Origin of the sequence: Lactiplantibacillus sp. YT640 (assembly GCF_049745435.1) — a bacterium.
Classification (GTDB): domain Bacteria; phylum Bacillota; class Bacilli; order Lactobacillales; family Lactobacillaceae; genus Lactiplantibacillus; species Lactiplantibacillus plantarum.
On sequence record NZ_JBMNVY010000018.1, the window covers coordinates 33,042 to 53,189 of the forward strand.

Genomic DNA, 20,148 nt, shown 5'->3' on the forward strand with positions numbered 1-20,148 from the left:
GAAGCACCATGACTTACCTTATTGGAACTGATTTAGGAACCACAAGTACCAAATCCGTCTTGTACGACCACCAGGGTCACGTAATTGCGAGTGCCAACGTTGGCTACCCACTCTATCATGATACCGTGACCACGGCCGAAGAGGACCCGCAAGAAATCTGGCAGGCAGTCCAAGCGACCATCCATCAAGTAAGTGCTGGCATTGATCCCGAAGACATCGAAGGAATCGCCTTTTCATCCGCAATGCACAGCTTGATCCTACTTGACAGTCAGAAACAACCGCTGACCCGGGTCATCACTTGGGCAGATAACCGGGCCGCACAAGACGCCGCTGAATTGAAAAGTCAACCCCTGGGCGATCGCCTATATCACCTTACGGGAACGCCGATTCACCCGATGAGTCCCCTGGTTAAGCTTCACTGGCTTGCCCATCATTCACCGGAATTACTAGCACAAACCTGTCACGTAGTCGGAATTAAAGAATACTTGATTTACAAAATGACGGGCCAACTTCAAATGGATTATTCAATGGCCAACGCCACTGGCCTATTCAATCTTTATAACTTCGATTGGGAACCTGTCGCGCTCGACTATGCACACATCACCCGCACGCAGCTACCACCATTGGTCGATACCGACGCCGTGATCGATGGACTGACACCAGTCGCAGCATCAACCCTGGGACTCGCACCCACAACGAAAATTATCATGGGTGCAAGTGACGGTGCCCTTTCAAACTTGGGGGTGGGGGCTGATGAACCAGGAGTTGCGGCCATTACGATTGGCACTTCCGGTGCTGTACGGGTGATGACGAAACAACCATACTTGGATCCTGAAGGTCGACTATTTTGTTACTACGTCGCGCCGCACCACTGGATTGTTGGTGGGCCGATCAATAACGGTGGTCAAGTCTTCCGGTGGGTCCGCGATGAGCTCTTCACTACTGAAAGCCAAACCGCCCGTGCGAATCAACAAGATCCATACGACCAATTGACAGCGCTTGCCGCAACCGTTCCCGTCGGTGCCCACGGACTCTTATTTCACCCCTACTTAAGTGGTGAACGCGCGCCTCTCTGGAATGCGGATGCCCGCGGTTCACTGCTGGGCGTCACCACGACCACGACCAAAGCCGATATTGCACGTGCGGTCTTAGAGGGTATCGTGATGAACCTGAATACTGTCCTACAATTGACGGCAGCCGCCGAACCAGTTCATGCGATTCGGGCCACTGGTGGCTTTGCCCGTTCAAGTTTATGGCGGCAAATTTTGACTGACGTATTGGGACAACCCATTACGATTCCAGCGAGCTTCGAAAGTTCCTGTCTAGCAGCGGCCGTGATTGGACTCAAGGCACTGGGGCATATTGATGATTTAACCGCGATTCACGCCATGATTGGTGCAACCGAAACTTATCAACCCAACGCCGCCAACCACCAGTTATATCATCAACACCAAGTCGTTTTTGACCACGTAACGGCGCAATTGGCACCGTTGTATCACGAAATTGCTACTCTAAATCGTTAGGAGTGTCCACTATGCCATTTGTTGTTCTTACACTCGGCATCCTACTACTATTACTATTAATTATTAAATTCAAGCTGAATACTTATATTGCACTGATTGTTACGGCCGTCGTCGTCGGAATCGGACTAGGGATGCCATTAACTAAGATTGCTACTAGTATTCAGAACGGGATTGGCAGTCAACTGGGTGAGTTAGCACTAGTCTTCGGCTTCGGTGCCATGCTCGGCCGCTTAGTAGCCGATGCTGGTGGTGCTTACACGATTTCCACGACACTATTGGATATTTTCGGGCGCAAACGGCTACAAATTGCCATCGTAGTCGCCTCATTTATCATCGGGATTGCCCTCTTCTTCGAAGTTGGGATCGTCTTGTTGATTCCAATCGTCTTTGCCATTGCGATCGAAGCACAAGTTCCCGTTCTCTATCTGGGGATTCCCATGGGCGCCGCATTATCTGTTACTCACGGATTCTTACCACCGCACCCGGCACCAACTGCAATTGCGACGACGCTAAATGCGAACGTGGGTCATGTGCTACTATTCGGGATCATTATTGCGATTCCAACTGTTTATATCGCAGGACCGCTCTTTTCACGCTGGGCGCAAAAGATGGTTCCTGACGCATTCACCGGTAAACCACACCTGCCACTTAGCAGTAACAAACGTCAATTCAAAGTATCTGAAGCACCCGGGTTTGGACTCAGTGTCTTAACGGCGCTCTTCCCCGTGATTCTGATGACAATCACCACCGTCTACGAATTAGTCGTTGATCACGGTGTGACACCTAAAAACCCGTCGACCCTTGACCAAATCATTCGTTTGATTGGGGCACCCGGAATTGCCATGTTAATTTCACTATTATTCGCCCTCTGGTCAATGGGGATTCACCAACACAAGACCAATAAGGCCATCACGGCCACCATCGAAGATGCCACTAAGTCAATTGCCATGTTATTACTAATCATCGGTGGGGGTGGCGCCTTCAAACAGATCTTAATTGATGGGGGTGTTGGTAAGGCCGTGGCCCAGTTGTTCAGTGGCAGCAGCATCTCACCACTGATTCTTGGCTGGCTAGTCGCTGTCATCTTACGGGTCTCACTCGGCTCCGCTACCGTAGCGGCCCTCACGGCAGCCGGCCTAGTTGCGCCGTTAATGACGCAAGCTGGTATCGACCCCGCCCTGATGGTAATTGCCATCGGCTCTGGGAGTGTCGCCGCTTCTCACGTGAACGACGCTGGTTTCTGGATGTTCCGGGAATACTTCGACCTGACCGTCAAGCAAACGCTGCTTACATGGACGATGTTAGAAACGATCATCGCTGTCTGCGGTCTCGGAGGCGTGTTGGCGCTCAACGCCATCTTCCATTAAGCCCTTTGAACTGGCTGAATGCTAACTATAATCCGCATCGAACCAGTCCATGGTCATTTAGGCGTGACTTACTAATAACTGTTAATTAAAACACCGCTGTTACGCAGCTTGAAGTTGCGGGTAACGGCGGTGTTTTGTGACTGATAAATCATCTAGCTTAGTGGTTAATCCTTGGATTGCATCCCTAAATCGTGCTTGATACGCGTCGATGAGATGCCTTCAGTACGGGGCAAATAGACCACCTCGCAGTAGTCTTTTAGAAAATCAAACTTGCCGTGCCAATCGTCACCCATCACGAAAATATCAATATCGTTATCAACGACATCCCGGATTTTTTGATCCCAGCTTTTCTCAGGTAACACTTCATCGACATAGCGAATGGCTTGCAAAATATACTTACGATCCTCATACGAGGTGTACGCATGCTTACCCTTCTCAGCATTGAATTCGTCGGTCGAGACGCAAACGGTCAAATGATCGCCCAAGGCCCGTGCACGCTTAAGCAACCGAATATGGCCTTTATGCAACAAATCGAATGTCCCATACGTAATTACTTTCTTCAAAAAATCACTCCTTATGCCACGTTCAAGCTTAATTCACCAATTATAGCACAGACTACTTTTTTGATTTAGTGGTCGTCGTCAAGTCTGCTTTAGTCGCCTTAGCAGGTTGCGGCTGATAGACCGTCGTTTGCTTACGCAAGTGCTCCTCATTTCGTAACTCGACAATATTATAGAGGTAAATAACCACGGTCCGGACCACAGCATAGAACGGAATCGCTAAAATCATGCCAAGAATTCCGGCAATATTTCCCGCTGCTAGTAATAAAATAATGATCGTTAACGGGTGGATTTTGAGTGTCCGCCCAATAATGTTGGGATAGATTAAGTTCCCATCAACCTGTTGAACAATCACGACTACGATAATCACGTACACTACCTGCATCGGTGACTTGGTGAAGGCCACGATGAGTGATGGCGCGATCCCAATGTAAGGTCCTACGTACGGAATAATGTTTGTCAATCCAGCAATCACGCCAAGCAATAACCCGTATGGTTGCGAGATCAACATGTAGCCAATCGCCGTAAACGTCCCCACGAAGAGACACTCAATAACCTGACCACTGATATAACTAGAAATCGTGTCGCCCATCTTTTGTAGTAAACCAATGACTTCAGGCCGCTGTTTCTTCGGTAAGAACCGACTGATAGCTGGAATGAATTTCTCACTATCCTTCAACATATAGAACAATACGACTGGAATCGTAATTGCCATGATCGTCACACTCGTAATCGTGGAAATCACCGTAACAACACTACTTGATAATGATGACAAAAAGTTCTGAGAATACTTACTGATTTCACCATTGAATTGCTTGGTGTACGAGCTAATATCAATTCTTTTCAGTACCGAACTATTATTGATCAGCTTAGTAGCGGCTTTTTGCATCTCAGTGGCAATACTTGGTAGGTTATAAATCAGTTGTGTCACCTGACTGACTAACCGTGGCAACAGGGAAACCGCTCCCCACACCAGTAACCCGAATAATAGCACAAATACGATAGCCACAGCTCCGGTTCGAGAAATCCGAAACTTCTTGTAATGAACCTTAGTCAACAACTTGACCAAGGGATTCAACATATAAAATAAAAATCCTGAAATCAAAATTGGCATGAACACGACACTTAAAAACGTGCCGATTGGCTGAAACAAAAAACCAATGTTCGTGCAGACCCAGATCAAGGTCGCCACAATCAAAATTTCAAGTGACCAAAATAACAAGGCCGAATCTTTTAGGCGCTTAAACACTCGCGCTCCTCCCTTTCTTGGTGCAACTATTAATGCGTTAATTATACCCTATTTCACTTAGTCCGAATACGATTTCGATATTTCTCACAAAATCTATTTAAAATCAATGAGAATAATGGTAATTTAATTAATGAACGATAAACTTTCAAAGGAGCGCTACATTATGTCACGTAAAATTGCCATTATCGGAATGGGACACGTCGGTTCAACCGCCGCTCACTACATCGTCGCCAATGGCTTTGCCGATGACCTTGTCCTCATCGATACGAACACCAGCAAAGTTGAAGCAGACGCGCTTGATTTTCAGGATGCAATGCCTAATTTACCTTATCACACGAATATCATTATCAATGATTATAGCAGCCTCATTGATGCCGATGTCATTATCTCAGCTATCGGGAATATTAAGTTACAAGATTCACCAACTAATGACCGCTTCCTAGAATTACCCTTTACCAGCACACAAGTCAAAGACGTCGCTGCTAAAATCAAAGCCAGTGGTTTCAACGGAATTCTAGTCGTCATTACTAATCCCGTGGACGTCATCACATCGATCTACCAAGCGGTTACCGGGTTGCCAAAGAATCACGTGATTGGGACAGGAACACTACTGGACTCTGCACGAATGAAACGAGCGGTCGCCAGTGCACTACACCTGGATTCACGGTCCGTGGCCGGCTACAACCTGGGTGAACACGGCAATTCTCAATTTACAGCTTGGTCAACGGTACGCGTGTTAGGTCAACCAATTACCAAATTAGCCGCTGACCGCGGTTTAGATTTGACCAAACTAGACGCCGAATCACGCGACGGTGGCTTCCGGGTCTTCCATGGCAAAAAATATACGAGTTATGGCGTGACAACGGCCGCGGTGCGCTTAGCCAACACGGTCTTGAATGACGCCCTCACCGAACTCCCCGTTTCAAATTTCCGGGAAGAATACGGCGTATACCTTTCATATCCAGCCGTCGTTGGTCGTGACGGGATCGTCGAACAAGTTCAATTGGATCTCACAGACGAAGAATTGAAAAAATTACAAGTTTCAGCTGATTATATCAAAACCAAGTACGCTGAAAGTCAGACCGACTAATCAGCACTCAAATGTCAACGAACTAACACTTTCAAAAAGGCACCACCGACATGATTATGTCGGTGGTGCCTTTAGCTTATTGGACTAAGCGAACCTTGACTGGCACGATTAGTTCTTTGTTATTATTTAACTGAATTCCATGTCATGATGATTCGTTTTGGCTAATTGGCTGACAATCTGCAACCAGTCTTTCATACTAACCATTACCGCTGAATCTTGGGTGCTGGGATTTTCCACCTCAATGGTATCGTGGCCTTGATTAACAATCGTTAACAACTGGTTGATATTCTTTTTTGCTAATGCGGTAGTAACTTTTTTCATACGCCCATCTCCCAATCCGTTCCATAATTGGTGCCATTGTGCACCATCCATTCAAGCCCGTCAAGCGCTGCTAGCAATTATTCAAGTAACTGAGCAATATTTTACACTAAGCAGGTCCCAGTTGCACCTAAAAGAACCGAGTTTTACTTAAAATTAAAGTCGCGGGGTCTTGAACATCGACTTCAAGACGTTTCTGATAATTTTCATCTGTTCATTAGTAATCGGCTGACCGTCGTATTCAAATTGGTTTTTCTTGTTTTCAATCACTTTTTTAAGATCAACAGCAGCGGCATTGATCGCCTTAGCTGTCGGTTCTTTATCCTTACCAACCAATTTGGTATAACTCGTACCGAGCACTTGAGCAACTTCCTTAAGCGTACCGACTGACGGCGTGTGCTTTTTCCAACTATAGATAGCACTCGCACTTAAGCCTGCTAAGGTCGCCACTTCCGCTAAGGTCAGTCCATTCTTCTTGGCAAATTGCCGAATATTCTTAAGTAATTCACCGTTATCAATCTTCAAAAAAGCCAAGTTCGTCACTCCTATCGGTCAAGATCTAATCAATTATTGTTAATCCACTCAAGCTGTTGACATTACTTAATCGAACCGCAACTCATTTGCAACAACTTTGTTACAATGAGCGCTTATGATGGGGTCAGCGTTATTGAATGAGATGGACATGGGGATTTTCGGGGAGGAAATACATATGAAACAACGTCTTATCACACTGATTGTTGCTATTTTAGGCCTCACGGTGGAGCTTTGGCAAGCACCAAACGTCGATGCCAGCTCAACGAATCGCGTCATTAAAACCACTAATCTTACTAAAAGCGCCTACCTGACGAAGAATACTCAGGGCGGCTTCTATAACATGAGTGGTGCCGCAAATAATCTTAAAATCCAGAGTCGGGGAACGCTTCGACAATATGGTAATACCACTTGGTTTGTCACCCAACAATGGCAAATTCGCTTAGCTAATAATACCACGGCTAATTATTATTTTGTAACGAGTGCTAATACCCGTGTTCGTGGCTGGGTCAAGACCGGCTCCCTCAAGAAGAGCACCAGATCTTTCACCAACCTCTATAACGTGGCCAAATCCAAACTTGACCATCGCTATGTCTATGGTGCGGTCGGTCCGAACACGTTCGACTGTTCCGGTTACACTAAGTATGTCTTCCAGCAAGCTGCGCAGAAAACCTTACCACGCGTGGCACAAGCTCAGTACCGACAATATCCCAAAATTTCCAAACAGCGCGCCCAAAAAGGCGATTTAGTCTTCTTTGGTAGTGGCACAGGTTCGATATCACACGTCGGTATTTATGTTGGTGGTGGAAAGATGATTGACGCTCAGGACAATGGTGTCAAAAATGAAAAAATCTACGTTCCGTGGTGGCACGCGGTTGGCTATTCACGACCAGTCAACTTTGGCGCTTAAAAGTGTAATTCCTATTTTCACCCGACCCACAGAGGCGACTTGTGGGTCGTTTTTTATTGTCCTAATTATCATGACTTGTGTCAACCATGACGGCTGGTAATCACCTCTTATTATTCAATGTCGAGACGCAACCAGAACACAAAAGGGAGCACCCCAGCACGGAGTCACTCCCTTTGTACTTTAATTACGCCGCTGACAGACCGTCAGCAGAGCTATTGCCGACGTGATAATTCTTGATAGCGACTATACCAGATATCAATGTAGTCTTGTGAAAACGGGCCTTTTTTGTTTTTGATCCAATCAACTAAGACTTTCACATTTGCTTTTAAAATGCGATCAGTATCAGCCGAATAACGCCATTGGGCACCGTGTTCTTCGTACTCATCAACATCCAACAACCGCCGCTCACCATCGGGAAAGACTTTGACATCCAAATCATAGTCGATGTACTTCAAAGCCTCTTTATCTAACACGTATGGTGATGCTAAGTTGCAATAGTATGAAACGCCGTTATCGCGAATCATCGCCACGATATTAAACCAATAATGCTTATGAAAATAAACGATTGCAGGTTCCCGCGTCACCCACCGGCGACCATCATCCTCGGTGACTAGTGTGTGATCGTTACAACCAATTAGTACGTTCTCGCTTGTTTTGAGTACCATTGTATCGCGCCAAGTTCGATGTAAACTTCCGTCGTGCTTATAGCTTTTAATCGTAATGAAGTCGCCTTCCTTAGGTCCCTTAGCCTCGCGCGCCATATTAACCCAACTTTCTAAAATGAGGGTAAATTTTCATCGAATTTCATTAAACATTATACCAGATTTTTATGGCGTGCGGGCAGGTAATTCAACCTTTTCATTCATCAGCAACTTGTTCGTCGATAAATCGATTGATATCGTCCATCATGAAGCCCTTTTGAAACAGGCTGCGTTTCGTGCGCATCATGCGTTCACGAAACGCATACTTGCGATTGCGTTGCCACAACTTCTGGCCCTGCGTCACAAGGGCGGCCCACTGTTCATCTTCATCCGGTTGCAATTCCAAACTAGCAATCGCCGCCGTGATCGTATCATTGTCAAACCCCTTCGTCATCATCCCTTGACGAACTTTTTGTTGCATTGTCTTGAAGGCTTGCCGGTGATAACGTTTAGCCAACTTGCGCGCTAGTTCACCGGCGTTATCAACTTGTTCTTCAGGACTAAACTGCCCGGCCAGCGCGTCATCAATCAGCTGCTCGCCCACACCCTTTTGTCGTAATTTCTGCCGAATCACCCGTGGCCCCTTGTCACTGGTCCGTTTGGCCGTCCGCACAAAGGCATCGGCATACTGTTGATCATTCAATAACCGTAACTCGCGTAATTGTTGCATCGTCGCGTCAATCACCGTTTCGTCGATCTCTTCATCCCGCAGCTTGTCATGGACTTCCTTCTCCGTCCGCAGTTGATGTGATAAATAATCTAATGCGCGCGTATAAGCCTTGGATACATCGTCAGCCGCAATCATTGTCGCTTGTAGTTGTTCATCAACTTCCATGCCCTTGAAAACACGGAACTTGATCATCACTGACTCACTGATTGGAAAAGCATACTGCTCGTCTAAGTATATGTTGTAGCGCCCCGCACGTTTCTGGGCTACGATTTTCGTCACTTTCTTCGTCACGGACATCCCCCTCCTCTCATTTAATCATCACGATTATAGTTTACCGAAAAACTGCCGGGTCAACCAACTAATTTCCCCAGGCAGTGCTAAAATTCCATAATGTTTTAAGACCTGATCGGTGTATGACTGCATCATCGCTTGATCCGCATCCAATACGGTCGGTGATGACTGATTTGGGACTGCGCGGCGGCGATGGTGTTCCTGGACTGCTAGTTGCAGTTGCCCCGCCTTAGCCAATTGACGAGTAACGATCCGCTTGCTCGCATCGACGCGAACCGTGATGGGACCGTCATAAATCAAAGCAGTCATAAAGCCTTGATCTTCGATATGCGCCAAATAATGTCGATTATACCAACTAGTCGTTCCCCGTTTGGCCGTTCCTAGCGGCATCAAGATGGCAGCACCATGAATCACCGGTAGTTTATGCATCGATAGTCCTAACTGACTAGCCAGCCGTTTAATTAGTTGGGTCCCAGAAAAGCCTAGTTGGACTGCATAAGTCATCATGATTTGTCGCGTTGTCAGCTTAGTCTTAATCAGTCCTCGTTGACGGTCAAAAATCAAGGTATTCTCGGCGCATGCCAAGTGTTTAATGTCAAGCAGAAAAATTGTCTCCAGCACGTCGATTATATCAATATCTGAACGCGTCGCTATTGGTAATAATCGCTGTGGCTGTCGGGTGTCCCAAGTACCAGATTCGAGATGCCAAAAAGAGTTAACGTGATGCGGATCGTCAATATTTTGGGTCATAGGTGGTAAAGCCCCCTAGAGATAAGTATTTTCTCTAACATTCACCGGCTGAACGCCCCCGCCCGTTCGCGGTTAATTAGATTAATCACATCATAACAATTACATACAATCTAGGAAAGCACTTGGTCATTGAATTGCTCAAATCTAACCGGAACATTAATAATGAAAACAAATCGTCACTTTTCAGTCCGTTTTCACCACCTGCACCATTACTGACCACTCACTACACTAGAATCAACCTTGGCCAAGGTAATTAACGATAAAATGAGGTTATTTCAATGCACGCTGACCGTTTTGATAATCAAGCCGCCTTTGACCTACTCGCACATCCGGAACACCAACGCCTGTTGTATGGTGCTTTGAAGGCCGCACACGTGACCAAATATCACCCGCAATTTGAGGATTGCGTTACCGTGGCACATCTGACCTGGCTAGCCGCCTATCAGAACTATGAGCCTGAACTGCCTGCCAACTTGGCAGACTTTCGCAAATTTGCTTTTCGGCGCATCAAGTGGCGAACCGTTGACTATTTGCGTAACCAAACTTTGCGGACACAATCGCAGGTCAAGCTGGAACACGCCCTGCCCATCGCCATTGACCCGATGGCTGATCAAGAGATCCATTGGCAATTAGCCGCATTATTAACGGAACTCTTAGCACAATGTCGTCCGGGTGAACGCATTTACCTTACTGAATTTTTTCTGGAAGAACAGTCGGTTGCAAGCATCATGCACCGTCATCAAGTCAGTCGTCGGACCGTCTATAACTGGCGAACCCGCTTGCTCACTAAAGCTCACCAACTCTATCAGCAACAAGCCCGTAACTAATACTAAAACCGACATTTGCTCAATACGAAAGGAGCCCCATATGCATAATTGGATGAACACTCACCTCATTATTACAACAACTGACATCAAACAACATCAGGTGCATCAACACTGGTCCGCTGGTCGGGAGCTAACGGACGCTGATCTTGCCACTCTAATGGCCGTCCTCAGGCCACTATTTGCTGACACGATTATCAGTATTACTGTCCAAACTGTCACCGAGTTTGCCGACTAAACACTCACCAGTCAAAAAAGTTTAATCAAACGGTGCACAAATCGACTGGCTCAGCCGTCTGTATTAATGTAAGCTGGCCAGCCTACCACCACAAAATTCGAGGAGGAACTCATCATGACTAAAACTTGGTTAAAAGCTACCCTGACGGTTCAAACGACAACGGAATTGGACGAACAACGTAAACAAACGTTTAACGGCATCGCCCAAGACGCGACTGACGAACAACTCGCTGCTTTTGGTAAGATCGTCGAAGTCTTGACGGGCGATCAATTCATGGCCGCTAACTTGGTCAACGCTTACCGCTACGATCCACAACCCGTCGCTTAACACACTCATAATATAGGAGGAAACGCCCATGAAAACTTTAGACTTAAGCTTTAAAACTAGTACTAACAAGGTTCACCACTTGAAGTTACACTACGCCAACGATAACTTGAGTAAGGATGTCGTTAGCAAAGCCATGGCGGATCTAGCAGCCACGAAGCTGTTCGTTAAGGACGGCGAGAACCTCGTTGCCGAACCACTCGCCGCCAAGTACGTCGAAACCATCGAAACACCAATTATCACCGCACCAAAGGCTTAATCCGCGTTACCTGCTATTACAAGAATCCCCGGTCAATTGCTGACCGGGGATTCTTTATTATATTCAGTTAGCTTATGGCACCACGTTCGGCACTAGATATCACAAGAAAGCCGGATTGCCCTAGTCTCATTGCGATCAACTGGATAAATCTCGATAATAATGCTATTACCGACCGGATGCCAATCAATCGCTTTGACGAGTGCTCGCATAAATGTCCGCGTAATTTGGGTTTTGATTGAAATGCCGCTACGCTCAATATCATCATAGAAAATGACCCGCTGATCTAACTTATCGACCTTAAAGTAGTAGTACGCAAAGTGGGCCGTCCCCCGTTTCAAAATTAAGTGGTACGAATTATTATAATCCGCGGGGAAAACCGTGATCCAATCGTCATTCATGTCGGACATCCTTTTCACTTGAATTTGAGCTCTTGTCTAATTGTACCGTGAACGGCGGGGAAAACCTAGGGAGAATGTGAGAAACTTGAACTACTGAGCCTAGCATCATTCTGTTCATTAACTAATTTTACCACGCGTTTTATTTAGTCATTATTATCGCGTTTCAGGCTACTAATAATTGCATCTTGATAAAATGCTGGTAAATTATAGTTAGCCAAATTGTAGCTAGTCAAATTAGTTAAAACTAGCCATCCGACAATTATGACTTAAATACTAGTTTACTCTAACACAATGTTTGCTATAATAAACTTAAACGATACCGCAAAGTTAATCATATCAAGTATGTTTACTTGATAGCTATTTTGTACTATAATCATTAGGTTGTATCAATACAGTACATACATAGTCAGTTTGCGGTAACCCGAACACTAGTAATAGATTAATCTGACTGTGATTTACGGGGGAAAATATTTAAAGGAAGCATAGGGTGTTACTTATGGAATTGAAGGAACGAGAAATCAGACCGATTACGATTGACGCCGGGCGTCAGCATCGTCGTTATGGTTATCGGTTCATTAAACGCGTGTTTGACTTTGTTGCTAGCCTCTTAGGCCTCATCATCTTATCACCACTCTTCTTGCTAATTGCAATTGCGATTAAAGTTGAAGATCCTAAAGGCGCCGTCTTCTACTCGCAGACACGGTTAGGTCGTGGCGAAGTCCCATTCAAGATGTATAAATTTCGCTCGATGGTTTCCAACGCCGATGAATTGTTGGAAAAATTACTTAAAGATAACGAGATTGATGGTGCCATGTTCAAAATGCAGGATGATCCCCGCGTAACTAAGATTGGGCGATTCATCCGTAAATATAGCATTGATGAACTACCACAATTGCTAAACGTCCTTCAAGGCTCGATGAGCTTAGTTGGACCCCGGCCGCCATTGCCACGAGAAGTCGAAGAATATTCCGACTATGACAAACAACGGTTAGCCGTCAAGCCAGGTTGTACCGGTTTATGGCAAGCAACCGTTCGTAACAGTGTCGGTTTTGATGAAATGGTCAAGTTAGACTTAACTTACATTTCTAAACGGAGTGTCGCATTTGATGTCTACATTCTGTTCAAGACCGTGGTCATTATGTTCAAGACCGTGGTCATTATGTTCAAGCCTAATGGCGCTTATTAAACATCAAAACAAAATGCGCAACCAAACTCAAGGGGAAATTTGGTTGCGCGTTTTTGTAACCCATTGATTTGAACACACCACGCACCATTCGCTCGCCATACCATCAAAGTTATCTCCCCGCTCCTGCAATCATCATTGATTCCTCGACCCTACCGGCCAAATTTTTCAGTCCCTAATCATAGTGTGCACGAACACAACTCACTGGGATTCTCCAAATATTAAGCTATTCTCCCAATTTAATTATCGTTGATATAACTATGTCGCTCCTCAGTTAATTAACAATAAAAATACTTTCTAATTTATAAAATAATAAGTTTGTTAATAACCAACCCTAGCCAGTTAAAACCACTATCAACCGGCTAATTGGCTGTGATACAATGAATTGAATGTTGAGAAATTCAACGTTAGACTGCTTAACTGCCACAAGGAGCCACTCATGCGAATCATAAGGAATTACTTTTATACAGCGGGGTATAACCTCTTAATTTTACTAACGCCCCTCCTAACCGTCCCGTATATCTCACGGGTCTTAGGGCCGACCGGCGTCGGTATCAATGCAACGACCAATTCGATCATTACTTACTTTCTATTGTTCGGAACGGTCGGTATTACAATTTATGGTAATCGCGAAATTGCCTTTATTCGCGATAATCGGGGGCAACGCTCACAAACTTTTTGGGAAATTGAAATATTACAGTTATTGACCATCAGTTGTGCTTATCTCGCCTTTTTAGTTTTTCTTTTTTTTGAGCACCAATTGCAAATTTATTTTTTCTATCAATCATTTTATATTATTGCGGGTGCTGTTGATATTTCCTGGTACTTTATGGGTCTCGAAGATTTCAAGAAAACCGTACTCCGTAACATGCTCGTCAAGATTGCTTCTGTAATTGCGATTTTCGTATTCGTGAAGACTCGGCAAGACACCGGAATCTACATTTTGATTTTAGCGGGCTCACAAGTTTTGGGCAATCTGACACTGTGGCCATACTTACGACATAGTGTCGAACGGCCCAACTGGCGTCAATTGAATCTCTTTCGGCATCTGCGGCCCTCATTAGCGTTATTCGTGCCACAAATCGCCACGACGGTTTACCTTGCCTTGAATAAGACCATGTTATGGCAAATGGATTCGCTAACCGCCGCCGGATTTTATGATTACTCCGACAAGTTGATCAAGCTCGTTTTAGCGCTCGTGACAGCGACTGGAACAGTCATGTTGCCCCACATTGCCAACCTCTTCATGAAGCAGCAACTTGAACGCGTTAAACAATACTTATACATGTCCTTTGACTTTGTGCTCGCGATTGCGATTCCGATGGCCCTCGGCGTGGCAGCGGTCGCAACGACGCTCGCACCCCTATTTTTTGGACGGGCATTTGGGGCAGTCGACCGACTGTTGATGATTGAGGCACCCGTCATCATCCTAATTGGGATGAGCAACGTGCTTGGTCAGCAGTTTCTGCTACCGACTAAGCAGACTAAGACCTATACGATTTCCGTCACTATCGGGGCCCTCGTCAACATCGCTTGCAACATCCCACTTATTTGGTTCTGGGGCGTGGCCGGTGCCATGTGCGCCACGCTCATTTCCGAAGTGTGTGTCACTGGTTACCAGTTAGTCGTGACTCGACATACGTTAGCGACCAGACAATTATTTACGGCTAGTCTGAAGTACGTGCTCGCCGGTGTGATCATGTTCGTCGTCATTTACGCCTTGAATATCAATATGACCGCTTCTTACCTCAATCTGGCCTTACAGATTGGCATCGGTGCCCTGATCTACATCGGACTATTGTTCCTGCTTCAGCCGCCAGTACTGACTAATGCTGCGAAATTGCGAACCCGGATGTAATAACCCTACGTTTGATTACTAATTCATACAACAGACTTAAAATGCGCCACTCACTAGTCCGATCATCGTCTAGTGAGTGGCGCATTTTTAAACTATTAAGTTGTTATCTCATTAATTTGCATGCCGCATCATTCATCAGCGACTGACTCCCACTTACCACTTCAATATTCTAATTAATCGCAGGCGCCCTAAAAATGAGTCCGTTTAGCAGCTTGTGGGAAGAACTTACGTTTCAACAGATTATACGCTTTCGCCGGTAACTGTTGCTTTTCCATGTACATTACCGGGACTTCCACGTACTTAAGTTGGTTGTGGTTGATCCACACGTCCAATAGGAACTCAGATAAGTACCCGAAAACGCGAGCTTCTTGGACATCGTAATCCGCAATATCGATCCGGTCACGCACAGCAAACAGAATATCAAAGACCCATTTGGCATAGTCGTCAAACTTAGGACCCGCCATAATCATCATGTTAAACATATGCGCCGACGTTTGATGCATCAACTGATCAAAATCATCTAAATAGGCGGCATGACGTTCACTAATAACCGTTCGCATCATGTCCAGTGGTTCCCGATGATGTGCGTGAACGTAATGTGAATAATTCGATTCAATATAATAATGGCGCTTTTTTGGTACGATGACATCATATTGCTGCAATAAACTTTCAATTTCGGTCATTGATAAAATACCGGCTAATTTACGTTTGGGTGCCTCAGACAAGTAGCGTCGATATTGATTCAAGCCCTTAACATCCGCATGGCAGTTCTTCCAGATCCAGTACATCGCCGTTAGCTCGTTAAAGTTCGGGTTGCTTGCCGAAATGTTGTCACCGACGTCATCAGGTTGATAATTTTGTGGTGCACCCCCATGGATCGCAGCACCAACAAAAATAGGTCGGTAAGTTGGATCCTGTGGCATTTGATACGGCTTATGAGCCGCTACATAAATTTGTACTTTCATTTGCCAGTCCCCCTCTGGTATGAAATTTGTGCTTCAAGTCATGATAAATTTTCCATCATTTAATAATGCAAGTATTTGCACGTGACTGTTAGGTCAATTAATTATCTCGGCATTTGCCGGATTATACACAGTAATTTAACGACGTTGTAGCCGGCGAAATAGATACTGCCGAGGTAAAAAACAAGCTCGAATTCCCGGAAGATGCGGAATTGCCAGCATGGCAACCGTCACGAAGCCAATTCGGTAACTGATTGCGATGATCGTCGTCACGAGTGGTCCCATATGGGTAATCAAATGATTCGTCAACCATCCTTCAATGCCAATCACGTTTAGATCGATCAAATGAAAACACAGAACCACTAGCGATAACTGACCGTAGCGTTTTAACCACTTAATCGGCCGCGCATTCGGATAATGACTAAGCCAGTCACTGACGCGAATGATACACAAACTGCCAGCAACGCCCCCCATGACGCTAATCAACAGATTAGGCGATGTTGGAACTGTCAACGCAAAATAACCCTGGAAAGCACTCACTAACCACATGAACGTGAATAATAAATACCAAGCTGATGATATCCGACTTAGCAGGGCTGTTTGTTTAACGAGGTAGCCAGCATATAAAAAGAGCTGTGCTAACAACGCGGCGTTAACGGCCCACGGTAAATAAGCGACTTGACCGAGCCAACCACCTAAGATTGCGAAAATAGCGAACACCCCGCCCCGTACAATGGCCTGACGCCAGCGCTGATGACGTCGGGCCGTTAGTAGCATCACACCATTGAACAGTTGCAGCGCAATAAACATACTGAGCAAGAACCACACGGCCCCAATCGGTTGAACTTGCCAGTGCCACGGATTGAACACTGCCGAACCGGCCCCGTATGCCGTGGCAATTAGTCCTTGTCGCCAGCTTGGAAAATACGCATTAAGGAGCGGATTCGGTAATAATCGGGCTATCGCACTTACGACTAAGAGCACAACTGCCGTTGCGAGATACGGTAGTAATAGGTTAATGATGCCACGCTGACATTCTTGTCGTGCCGGGCGTGAGTGATACAAATAACCGCTCAACATGAAGAAAATCGGCATGTGAAAGGCGAAGATCAAACTACCGAAGAATTGCCCGTTATAGGGGCCCAAGGTATGACCAACCACGACCGCTAAAATTGCGATTCCCTTTGCAATATCGATCCACTCAATTCTTTTGCGCATTAACTGAGCCTCCTATTAACTGGGAGCCACCAAATAAATCTGGTAATATCCGTTGCAACCAGCGGACATGTCGTAATAACCATACTAGTTCAACACTAACGATCAGCACCGCAATACTCCAGAGCCAACCAGACCACCACGCGCCAATAATTGGTGTCAGCAACCGATTAATGACCATAAATGGTGTAATCAGTAGACCGGCCACCAGCATATCACCATAACCCGTTTGAACAAAGTTATGCCGGCGTACTGCTTTGGACCGTGGCCGGTTCATCATCCAGGTGGCAATCGTCACCCACAGCGTCAAACATGGAATTGCCTGAAAGGTTTGGGCAAATGGCTGGCTGCTGATAAGGTCAAAATTCTTTTCCAGATTCACTTGATACATCGTGACCGACACCATCACGGCATAGCACCCACATGTCAGCAGCCACGCCACTAAGAGGTGTTCTCGCGTAATCCGGTGTAACACCTCCGTTTGGCTCAACCAATACCCCATCAATGCAAAAAAGCAACCGGCCGTAATCGCGAGCAGCGGATTAACACTGATCGTCGTCAAGCCAGTGAAATAGGCCAAGATTGGTACCATGCCAATAAATACGAGCTCCGCCCAAAATAGGTATTGCTGAATCGCAACACTCGCATGGTGTGCAATCACCCTTAACAACGGCAAGGTGACAAAGAAGCCCAATAGTTCATATAAAATATCATAAAAGCCCACCGGCGCTTGGGCTAACGCGGTAAAAAAGCCAGCGATGTTAAAACTAGTTAAACTGCCTTGCGTCACCAAGTCTTCAAGATAGAAGGCCAGTGAGAATAAGGTAATTCCACCCATTATCCATAAGACTCGGCGAATCAACTGCGATACTGGTAACGCCGCGCGTCGCAATTGATAGGCACCCAGGGCCATTAATAATAAGTTGGGACCTGCTGCCGTCATCAATGCAATGACGAGCTGCGGATAGAACCAGATACTTTGTGGTTGGTGGCTAAAACTAAATACCGCGTTCATCCCGGTATCACCGAATAGAATTAACATCAGGGCGATGATCAGGATCAACCGCTGGACCCGATAAGCCTGTTGATGATTCATCGGCACGACGCCCCCCTTCGAATAACGACAGGTTGGTCAAATGCGGGGCCGACTGCCGTTTGATAATTTGGTAAATCAGCGAATAACATCAGAATAAAGACGTTATACGTTACTTCTAAGAAGTGCTGATCAAACATACTACTGATGGCAATGGCCACAAAGATTACCGGCAACAAATAATCGTGTTGCCGCGTACGTTGATACAAAAACCAGGTCATACCGATAATTATAATCAGCGTTAATAGTAATCCGTATGAAATCAACATATTTAAGAATGACGAGTCAATGAAGAAATACGTTGCATCACCAACACCATTGGTAAACGTTTCAAACCGATCGCCGCCCCAACCATTAATTGGAATCGGGGCTTGGCCGAATAATTTAACGCCATATGCTAATAACGCGTTATTTCCTAGCGCGAGTCGCGTGGACAAGGTATTATTGAGCGCTACCAGCAACCGGTCTTGATAATTAAAAATATTCGACAACCCAATAATTAGCCCACTAGCAAGTGGTAACATCAAAAAGCTATACCGAATCATCGGCCGAAGCCACCGAAGCTGACGGCGATAGATATAGACCAAGTACAAGCTGATCAAAACGAGTAAAGCAATCACATCCGTCATCGTTTTCGTAAACTGGTAAATCATTGCCAAGCCAAACAACACAGGTAATAGCGCTACTAATCGAAAACGACGGGCCAATAAATACAAATACGCCGCACACAGATAGAAAATATGGGCCGCAAAATCAGTGGTATACACGACACCAAACGACTGACGTAACCCATCGGCAGTTGCAAACGTAATATTTTTAATCAGTCCGACTTCCGCAGCAACTAGCGCTAACAAGAGAATCGTCCCCACGACGCCCAAATAAACTTGAATGATCTGCCGAAACGAAACTTCCCGGGCTGCAATCACCAACATGATTGTCGGCATCAAATAATGCGCACCCGATGTGAGCGTCACGACAGTCACCAGTACAAGTAAACTGACTTCTCCAATAATTTGGCCGGGGGTCAAGGTATCTAAGCAAACCACGAGGCCCAGTAATGCGGCCAAAGTCGCTAATTCAATCAAAACGCCCACTCGATGCGGTATCATCTCGTTAAAGGTCGTCGTCTGTAGTGTGACTGAGGCTAAGTAGATTCCAAAGATAATCAGATAGAGCGCATTACGGTGCTGCTGTATACTTGCTCCCCTACGTCTCATCATCGTGCCGCCCCCAACCCTGACCATATTTCACGAGGTACGGACTCAGCAACGCTAAGCCGCCCCCAACAACTAATATTAACTTCCAAAGCGCCCCGCGGATCACGTTCGTCTCACGCGTTACGGTACGTTTAACTGTCTTCACTCGATAATTTTTTAAGCCCGTCAGATTAGCTTTAATCGCCACATTGAACGCCTGAACATTCTGCTGGGCCACTTGCCGTGAACTACTCGTTGCTGTCACTCGCAAGACCGGTCGCCGCGCAACTGGTGCCGCTTGGACCGACTCACTCAGTTCCTGAATCGGTTGCCAAATGCCATAATGCGCATAGGCATAAGTGCTGGCTCGAGTCAGCACTGCACTCTGGTGTGGCATCACGTTGAACTGCGTGATAGCTTTGATATCCTGGCGTCGCTGACGTTTTAGACGGGCTGTTGACAGCCCTGAACGTGGCGTTTGCGCAATCCGAATATCAACAGATGCTTGATACACCGGCTTAGGTAGCCATCGATTGCCCGCCCATCCAAGGCCGACGCTTAGCATAATGATCAGCAATTCGAGCGGCAACCACCGCCACGCTAAAATAAAGCGTTCCTTTGGCTGTACCTTCATATGC

The 20,148-nt window shown here is 45.9% G+C and carries 23 protein-coding genes; 10 read left to right on the forward strand and 13 right to left on the reverse strand.

From position 1 onward, the window contains the following. Window positions 1-8 precede the first annotated feature (8 nt). Both ACOV1R_RS11095 and ACOV1R_RS11100 read left to right on the forward strand, forming a co-directional pair. Entirely contained in the window at window positions 9-1,523 is a 1,515-nt protein-coding gene (locus ACOV1R_RS11095) for a gluconokinase (protein ID WP_003643224.1), read from the forward strand. 11 nt (window positions 1,524-1,534) lie between these two features. Beyond that, a complete protein-coding gene (locus ACOV1R_RS11100; RefSeq protein WP_003643223.1) occupies window positions 1,535-2,890 on the forward strand; it encodes a gluconate:H+ symporter in 1,356 nt (451 codons plus the stop codon). A 164-nt stretch (window positions 2,891-3,054) separates the two neighbouring features. On the opposite strand, the gene tagD is transcribed toward ACOV1R_RS11100, so the two are convergent. Both tagD and ACOV1R_RS11110 read right to left on the reverse strand, forming a co-directional pair. Continuing rightward, entirely contained in the window at window positions 3,055-3,453 is a 399-nt protein-coding gene (gene tagD / locus ACOV1R_RS11105; protein WP_054519174.1) for a glycerol-3-phosphate cytidylyltransferase, read from the reverse strand. 52 nt (window positions 3,454-3,505) lie between these two features. Further along, window positions 3,506-4,699 (reverse strand): AI-2E family transporter, encoded by a 1,194-nt coding sequence (locus ACOV1R_RS11110; RefSeq protein WP_003643221.1) that lies wholly within the window; start codon window positions 4,697-4,699, stop codon window positions 3,506-3,508. Window positions 4,700-4,862: 163 nt separating this feature from the next. Here ACOV1R_RS11110 and ACOV1R_RS11115 point away from each other — a divergent pair, with 163 nt between their 5' ends. Next, entirely contained in the window at window positions 4,863-5,789 is a 927-nt protein-coding gene (locus ACOV1R_RS11115; RefSeq protein WP_021357073.1) for an L-lactate dehydrogenase, read from the forward strand. A gap of 126 nt (window positions 5,790-5,915) precedes the next feature. Here ACOV1R_RS11115 and ACOV1R_RS11120 read toward each other — a convergent pair whose 3' ends face one another. Continuing rightward, window positions 5,916-6,110 carry a type II toxin-antitoxin system Phd/YefM family antitoxin gene (locus tag ACOV1R_RS11120; RefSeq protein WP_003645953.1) on the reverse strand — a complete coding sequence of 65 codons (195 nt, stop codon included), beginning with the start codon at window positions 6,108-6,110 and terminating at the stop codon, window positions 5,916-5,918. 153 nt (window positions 6,111-6,263) lie between these two features. Then, window positions 6,264-6,641 carry a helix-turn-helix domain-containing protein gene (locus ACOV1R_RS11125; RefSeq protein ID WP_016511296.1) on the reverse strand — a complete coding sequence of 126 codons (378 nt, stop codon included), beginning with the start codon at window positions 6,639-6,641 and terminating at the stop codon, window positions 6,264-6,266. A 175-nt stretch (window positions 6,642-6,816) separates the two neighbouring features. On the opposite strand from ACOV1R_RS11125, the gene ACOV1R_RS11130 reads away from it, so the two are divergent. Next, on the forward strand, window positions 6,817-7,548 hold the full coding sequence (locus ACOV1R_RS11130) for a C40 family peptidase (protein ID WP_021357252.1): 732 nt from the start codon (window positions 6,817-6,819) through the stop codon (window positions 7,546-7,548). Between the two features lie 212 nt (window positions 7,549-7,760). On the opposite strand, the gene ntdP is transcribed toward ACOV1R_RS11130, so the two are convergent. The 3 genes from ntdP to ACOV1R_RS11145 form a co-directional block, all read right to left on the reverse strand. Continuing rightward, a complete protein-coding gene (ntdP, locus tag ACOV1R_RS11135) occupies window positions 7,761-8,309 on the reverse strand; it encodes a nucleoside tri-diphosphate phosphatase (protein WP_003643214.1) in 549 nt (182 codons plus the stop codon). Between the two features lie 97 nt (window positions 8,310-8,406). After that, a complete protein-coding gene (gene recX, locus ACOV1R_RS11140) occupies window positions 8,407-9,210 on the reverse strand; it encodes a recombination regulator RecX (protein ID WP_080474059.1) in 804 nt (267 codons plus the stop codon). Window positions 9,211-9,243: 33 nt separating this feature from the next. Continuing rightward, window positions 9,244-9,960: a hypothetical protein gene (locus ACOV1R_RS11145; protein ID WP_033610100.1), complete on the reverse strand. Its 717-nt coding sequence runs from the start codon at window positions 9,958-9,960 to the stop codon at window positions 9,244-9,246. A gap of 278 nt (window positions 9,961-10,238) precedes the next feature. Here ACOV1R_RS11145 and ACOV1R_RS11150 point away from each other — a divergent pair, with 278 nt between their 5' ends. From ACOV1R_RS11150 to ACOV1R_RS11165, 4 genes are all read left to right on the forward strand, one after another. Continuing rightward, window positions 10,239-10,787: a sigma-70 family RNA polymerase sigma factor gene (locus ACOV1R_RS11150; protein WP_054519172.1), complete on the forward strand. Its 549-nt coding sequence runs from the start codon at window positions 10,239-10,241 to the stop codon at window positions 10,785-10,787. A 40-nt stretch (window positions 10,788-10,827) separates the two neighbouring features. Beyond that, window positions 10,828-11,022 (forward strand): hypothetical protein, encoded by a 195-nt coding sequence (locus ACOV1R_RS11155; RefSeq protein WP_054519171.1) that lies wholly within the window; start codon window positions 10,828-10,830, stop codon window positions 11,020-11,022. A 114-nt stretch (window positions 11,023-11,136) separates the two neighbouring features. Continuing rightward, window positions 11,137-11,349, forward strand: coding sequence for a hypothetical protein (locus tag ACOV1R_RS11160; protein ID WP_021357389.1), 213 nt, complete (start codon window positions 11,137-11,139; stop codon window positions 11,347-11,349). 28 nt (window positions 11,350-11,377) lie between these two features. Then, a complete protein-coding gene (locus ACOV1R_RS11165; protein WP_021357388.1) occupies window positions 11,378-11,605 on the forward strand; it encodes a DUF2922 domain-containing protein in 228 nt (75 codons plus the stop codon). Window positions 11,606-11,697: 92 nt separating this feature from the next. Here the strand turns inward: ACOV1R_RS11165 and ACOV1R_RS11170 are convergent, their stop codons facing one another. Next, window positions 11,698-12,003 carry a hypothetical protein gene (locus tag ACOV1R_RS11170; RefSeq protein WP_021357387.1) on the reverse strand — a complete coding sequence of 102 codons (306 nt, stop codon included), beginning with the start codon at window positions 12,001-12,003 and terminating at the stop codon, window positions 11,698-11,700. Window positions 12,004-12,499: 496 nt separating this feature from the next. On the opposite strand from ACOV1R_RS11170, the gene ACOV1R_RS11175 reads away from it, so the two are divergent. Together ACOV1R_RS11175 and ACOV1R_RS11180 are read left to right on the forward strand one after the other, a co-directional pair. Beyond that, window positions 12,500-13,189 carry a sugar transferase gene (locus ACOV1R_RS11175; protein ID WP_054519170.1) on the forward strand — a complete coding sequence of 230 codons (690 nt, stop codon included), beginning with the start codon at window positions 12,500-12,502 and terminating at the stop codon, window positions 13,187-13,189. A gap of 436 nt (window positions 13,190-13,625) precedes the next feature. Then, on the forward strand, window positions 13,626-15,044 hold the full coding sequence (locus tag ACOV1R_RS11180; RefSeq protein ID WP_097558253.1) for a polysaccharide biosynthesis C-terminal domain-containing protein: 1,419 nt from the start codon (window positions 13,626-13,628) through the stop codon (window positions 15,042-15,044). A gap of 188 nt (window positions 15,045-15,232) precedes the next feature. On the opposite strand, the gene ACOV1R_RS11185 is transcribed toward ACOV1R_RS11180, so the two are convergent. The 5 genes from ACOV1R_RS11185 to ACOV1R_RS11205 form a co-directional block, all read right to left on the reverse strand. Continuing rightward, a complete protein-coding gene (locus ACOV1R_RS11185; RefSeq protein WP_021356757.1) occupies window positions 15,233-16,009 on the reverse strand; it encodes a DUF4422 domain-containing protein in 777 nt (258 codons plus the stop codon). Between the two features lie 135 nt (window positions 16,010-16,144). Continuing rightward, window positions 16,145-17,224, reverse strand: coding sequence for an acyltransferase family protein (locus ACOV1R_RS11190; RefSeq protein WP_054519215.1), 1,080 nt, complete (start codon window positions 17,222-17,224; stop codon window positions 16,145-16,147). Further along, window positions 17,208-18,317, reverse strand: a complete 1,110-nt coding sequence (locus tag ACOV1R_RS11195) for a hypothetical protein (protein ID WP_054519216.1) — start codon at window positions 18,315-18,317, stop codon at window positions 17,208-17,210. Before ACOV1R_RS11195 ends, ACOV1R_RS11190 begins: the two co-directional genes overlap by 17 nt. Then, window positions 18,314-19,534 (reverse strand): hypothetical protein, encoded by a 1,221-nt coding sequence (locus ACOV1R_RS11200; protein WP_044430185.1) that lies wholly within the window; start codon window positions 19,532-19,534, stop codon window positions 18,314-18,316. Before ACOV1R_RS11200 ends, ACOV1R_RS11195 begins: the two co-directional genes overlap by 4 nt. Then, entirely contained in the window at window positions 19,521-20,144 is a 624-nt protein-coding gene (locus tag ACOV1R_RS11205) for a polysaccharide biosynthesis protein (protein WP_187351486.1), read from the reverse strand. Before ACOV1R_RS11205 ends, ACOV1R_RS11200 begins: the two co-directional genes overlap by 14 nt. Window positions 20,145-20,148: the final 4 nt, after the last annotated feature.

What these genes read in the sequence shown, in the direction of transcription:
- ACOV1R_RS11095 (WP_003643224.1), top strand. Translation starts at nt 9, where the DNA reads ATGACTTACCTTATTGGAACTGATTTAGGAACCACAAGTACCAAATCC.
- ACOV1R_RS11100 (WP_003643223.1), top strand. Translation starts at nt 1,535, where the DNA reads ATGCCATTTGTTGTTCTTACACTCGGCATCCTACTACTATTACTATTA.
- ACOV1R_RS11115 (WP_021357073.1), top strand. Translation starts at nt 4,863, where the DNA reads ATGTCACGTAAAATTGCCATTATCGGAATGGGACACGTCGGTTCAACC.
- ACOV1R_RS11120 (WP_003645953.1), bottom strand. Translation starts at nt 6,110, where the DNA reads ATGAAAAAAGTTACTACCGCATTAGCAAAAAAGAATATCAACCAGTTG.
- ACOV1R_RS11130 (WP_021357252.1), top strand. Translation starts at nt 6,817, where the DNA reads ATGAAACAACGTCTTATCACACTGATTGTTGCTATTTTAGGCCTCACG.
- ntdP (WP_003643214.1), bottom strand. Translation starts at nt 8,309, where the DNA reads ATGGCGCGCGAGGCTAAGGGACCTAAGGAAGGCGACTTCATTACGATT.
- ACOV1R_RS11145 (WP_033610100.1), bottom strand. Translation starts at nt 9,960, where the DNA reads ATGACCCAAAATATTGACGATCCGCATCACGTTAACTCTTTTTGGCAT.
- ACOV1R_RS11150 (WP_054519172.1), top strand. Translation starts at nt 10,239, where the DNA reads ATGCACGCTGACCGTTTTGATAATCAAGCCGCCTTTGACCTACTCGCA.
- ACOV1R_RS11155 (WP_054519171.1), top strand. Translation starts at nt 10,828, where the DNA reads ATGCATAATTGGATGAACACTCACCTCATTATTACAACAACTGACATC.
- ACOV1R_RS11160 (WP_021357389.1), top strand. Translation starts at nt 11,137, where the DNA reads ATGACTAAAACTTGGTTAAAAGCTACCCTGACGGTTCAAACGACAACG.
- ACOV1R_RS11165 (WP_021357388.1), top strand. Translation starts at nt 11,378, where the DNA reads ATGAAAACTTTAGACTTAAGCTTTAAAACTAGTACTAACAAGGTTCAC.
- ACOV1R_RS11170 (WP_021357387.1), bottom strand. Translation starts at nt 12,003, where the DNA reads ATGAATGACGATTGGATCACGGTTTTCCCCGCGGATTATAATAATTCG.
- ACOV1R_RS11175 (WP_054519170.1), top strand. Translation starts at nt 12,500, where the DNA reads ATGGAATTGAAGGAACGAGAAATCAGACCGATTACGATTGACGCCGGG.
- ACOV1R_RS11180 (WP_097558253.1), top strand. Translation starts at nt 13,626, where the DNA reads ATGCGAATCATAAGGAATTACTTTTATACAGCGGGGTATAACCTCTTA.
- ACOV1R_RS11185 (WP_021356757.1), bottom strand. Translation starts at nt 16,009, where the DNA reads ATGAAAGTACAAATTTATGTAGCGGCTCATAAGCCGTATCAAATGCCA.
- ACOV1R_RS11190 (WP_054519215.1), bottom strand. Translation starts at nt 17,224, where the DNA reads ATGCGCAAAAGAATTGAGTGGATCGATATTGCAAAGGGAATCGCAATT.
- ACOV1R_RS11195 (WP_054519216.1), bottom strand. Translation starts at nt 18,317, where the DNA reads ATGAATCATCAACAGGCTTATCGGGTCCAGCGGTTGATCCTGATCATC.
- ACOV1R_RS11200 (WP_044430185.1), bottom strand. Translation starts at nt 19,534, where the DNA reads ATGATGAGACGTAGGGGAGCAAGTATACAGCAGCACCGTAATGCGCTC.
- ACOV1R_RS11205 (WP_187351486.1), bottom strand. Translation starts at nt 20,144, where the DNA reads ATGAAGGTACAGCCAAAGGAACGCTTTATTTTAGCGTGGCGGTGGTTG.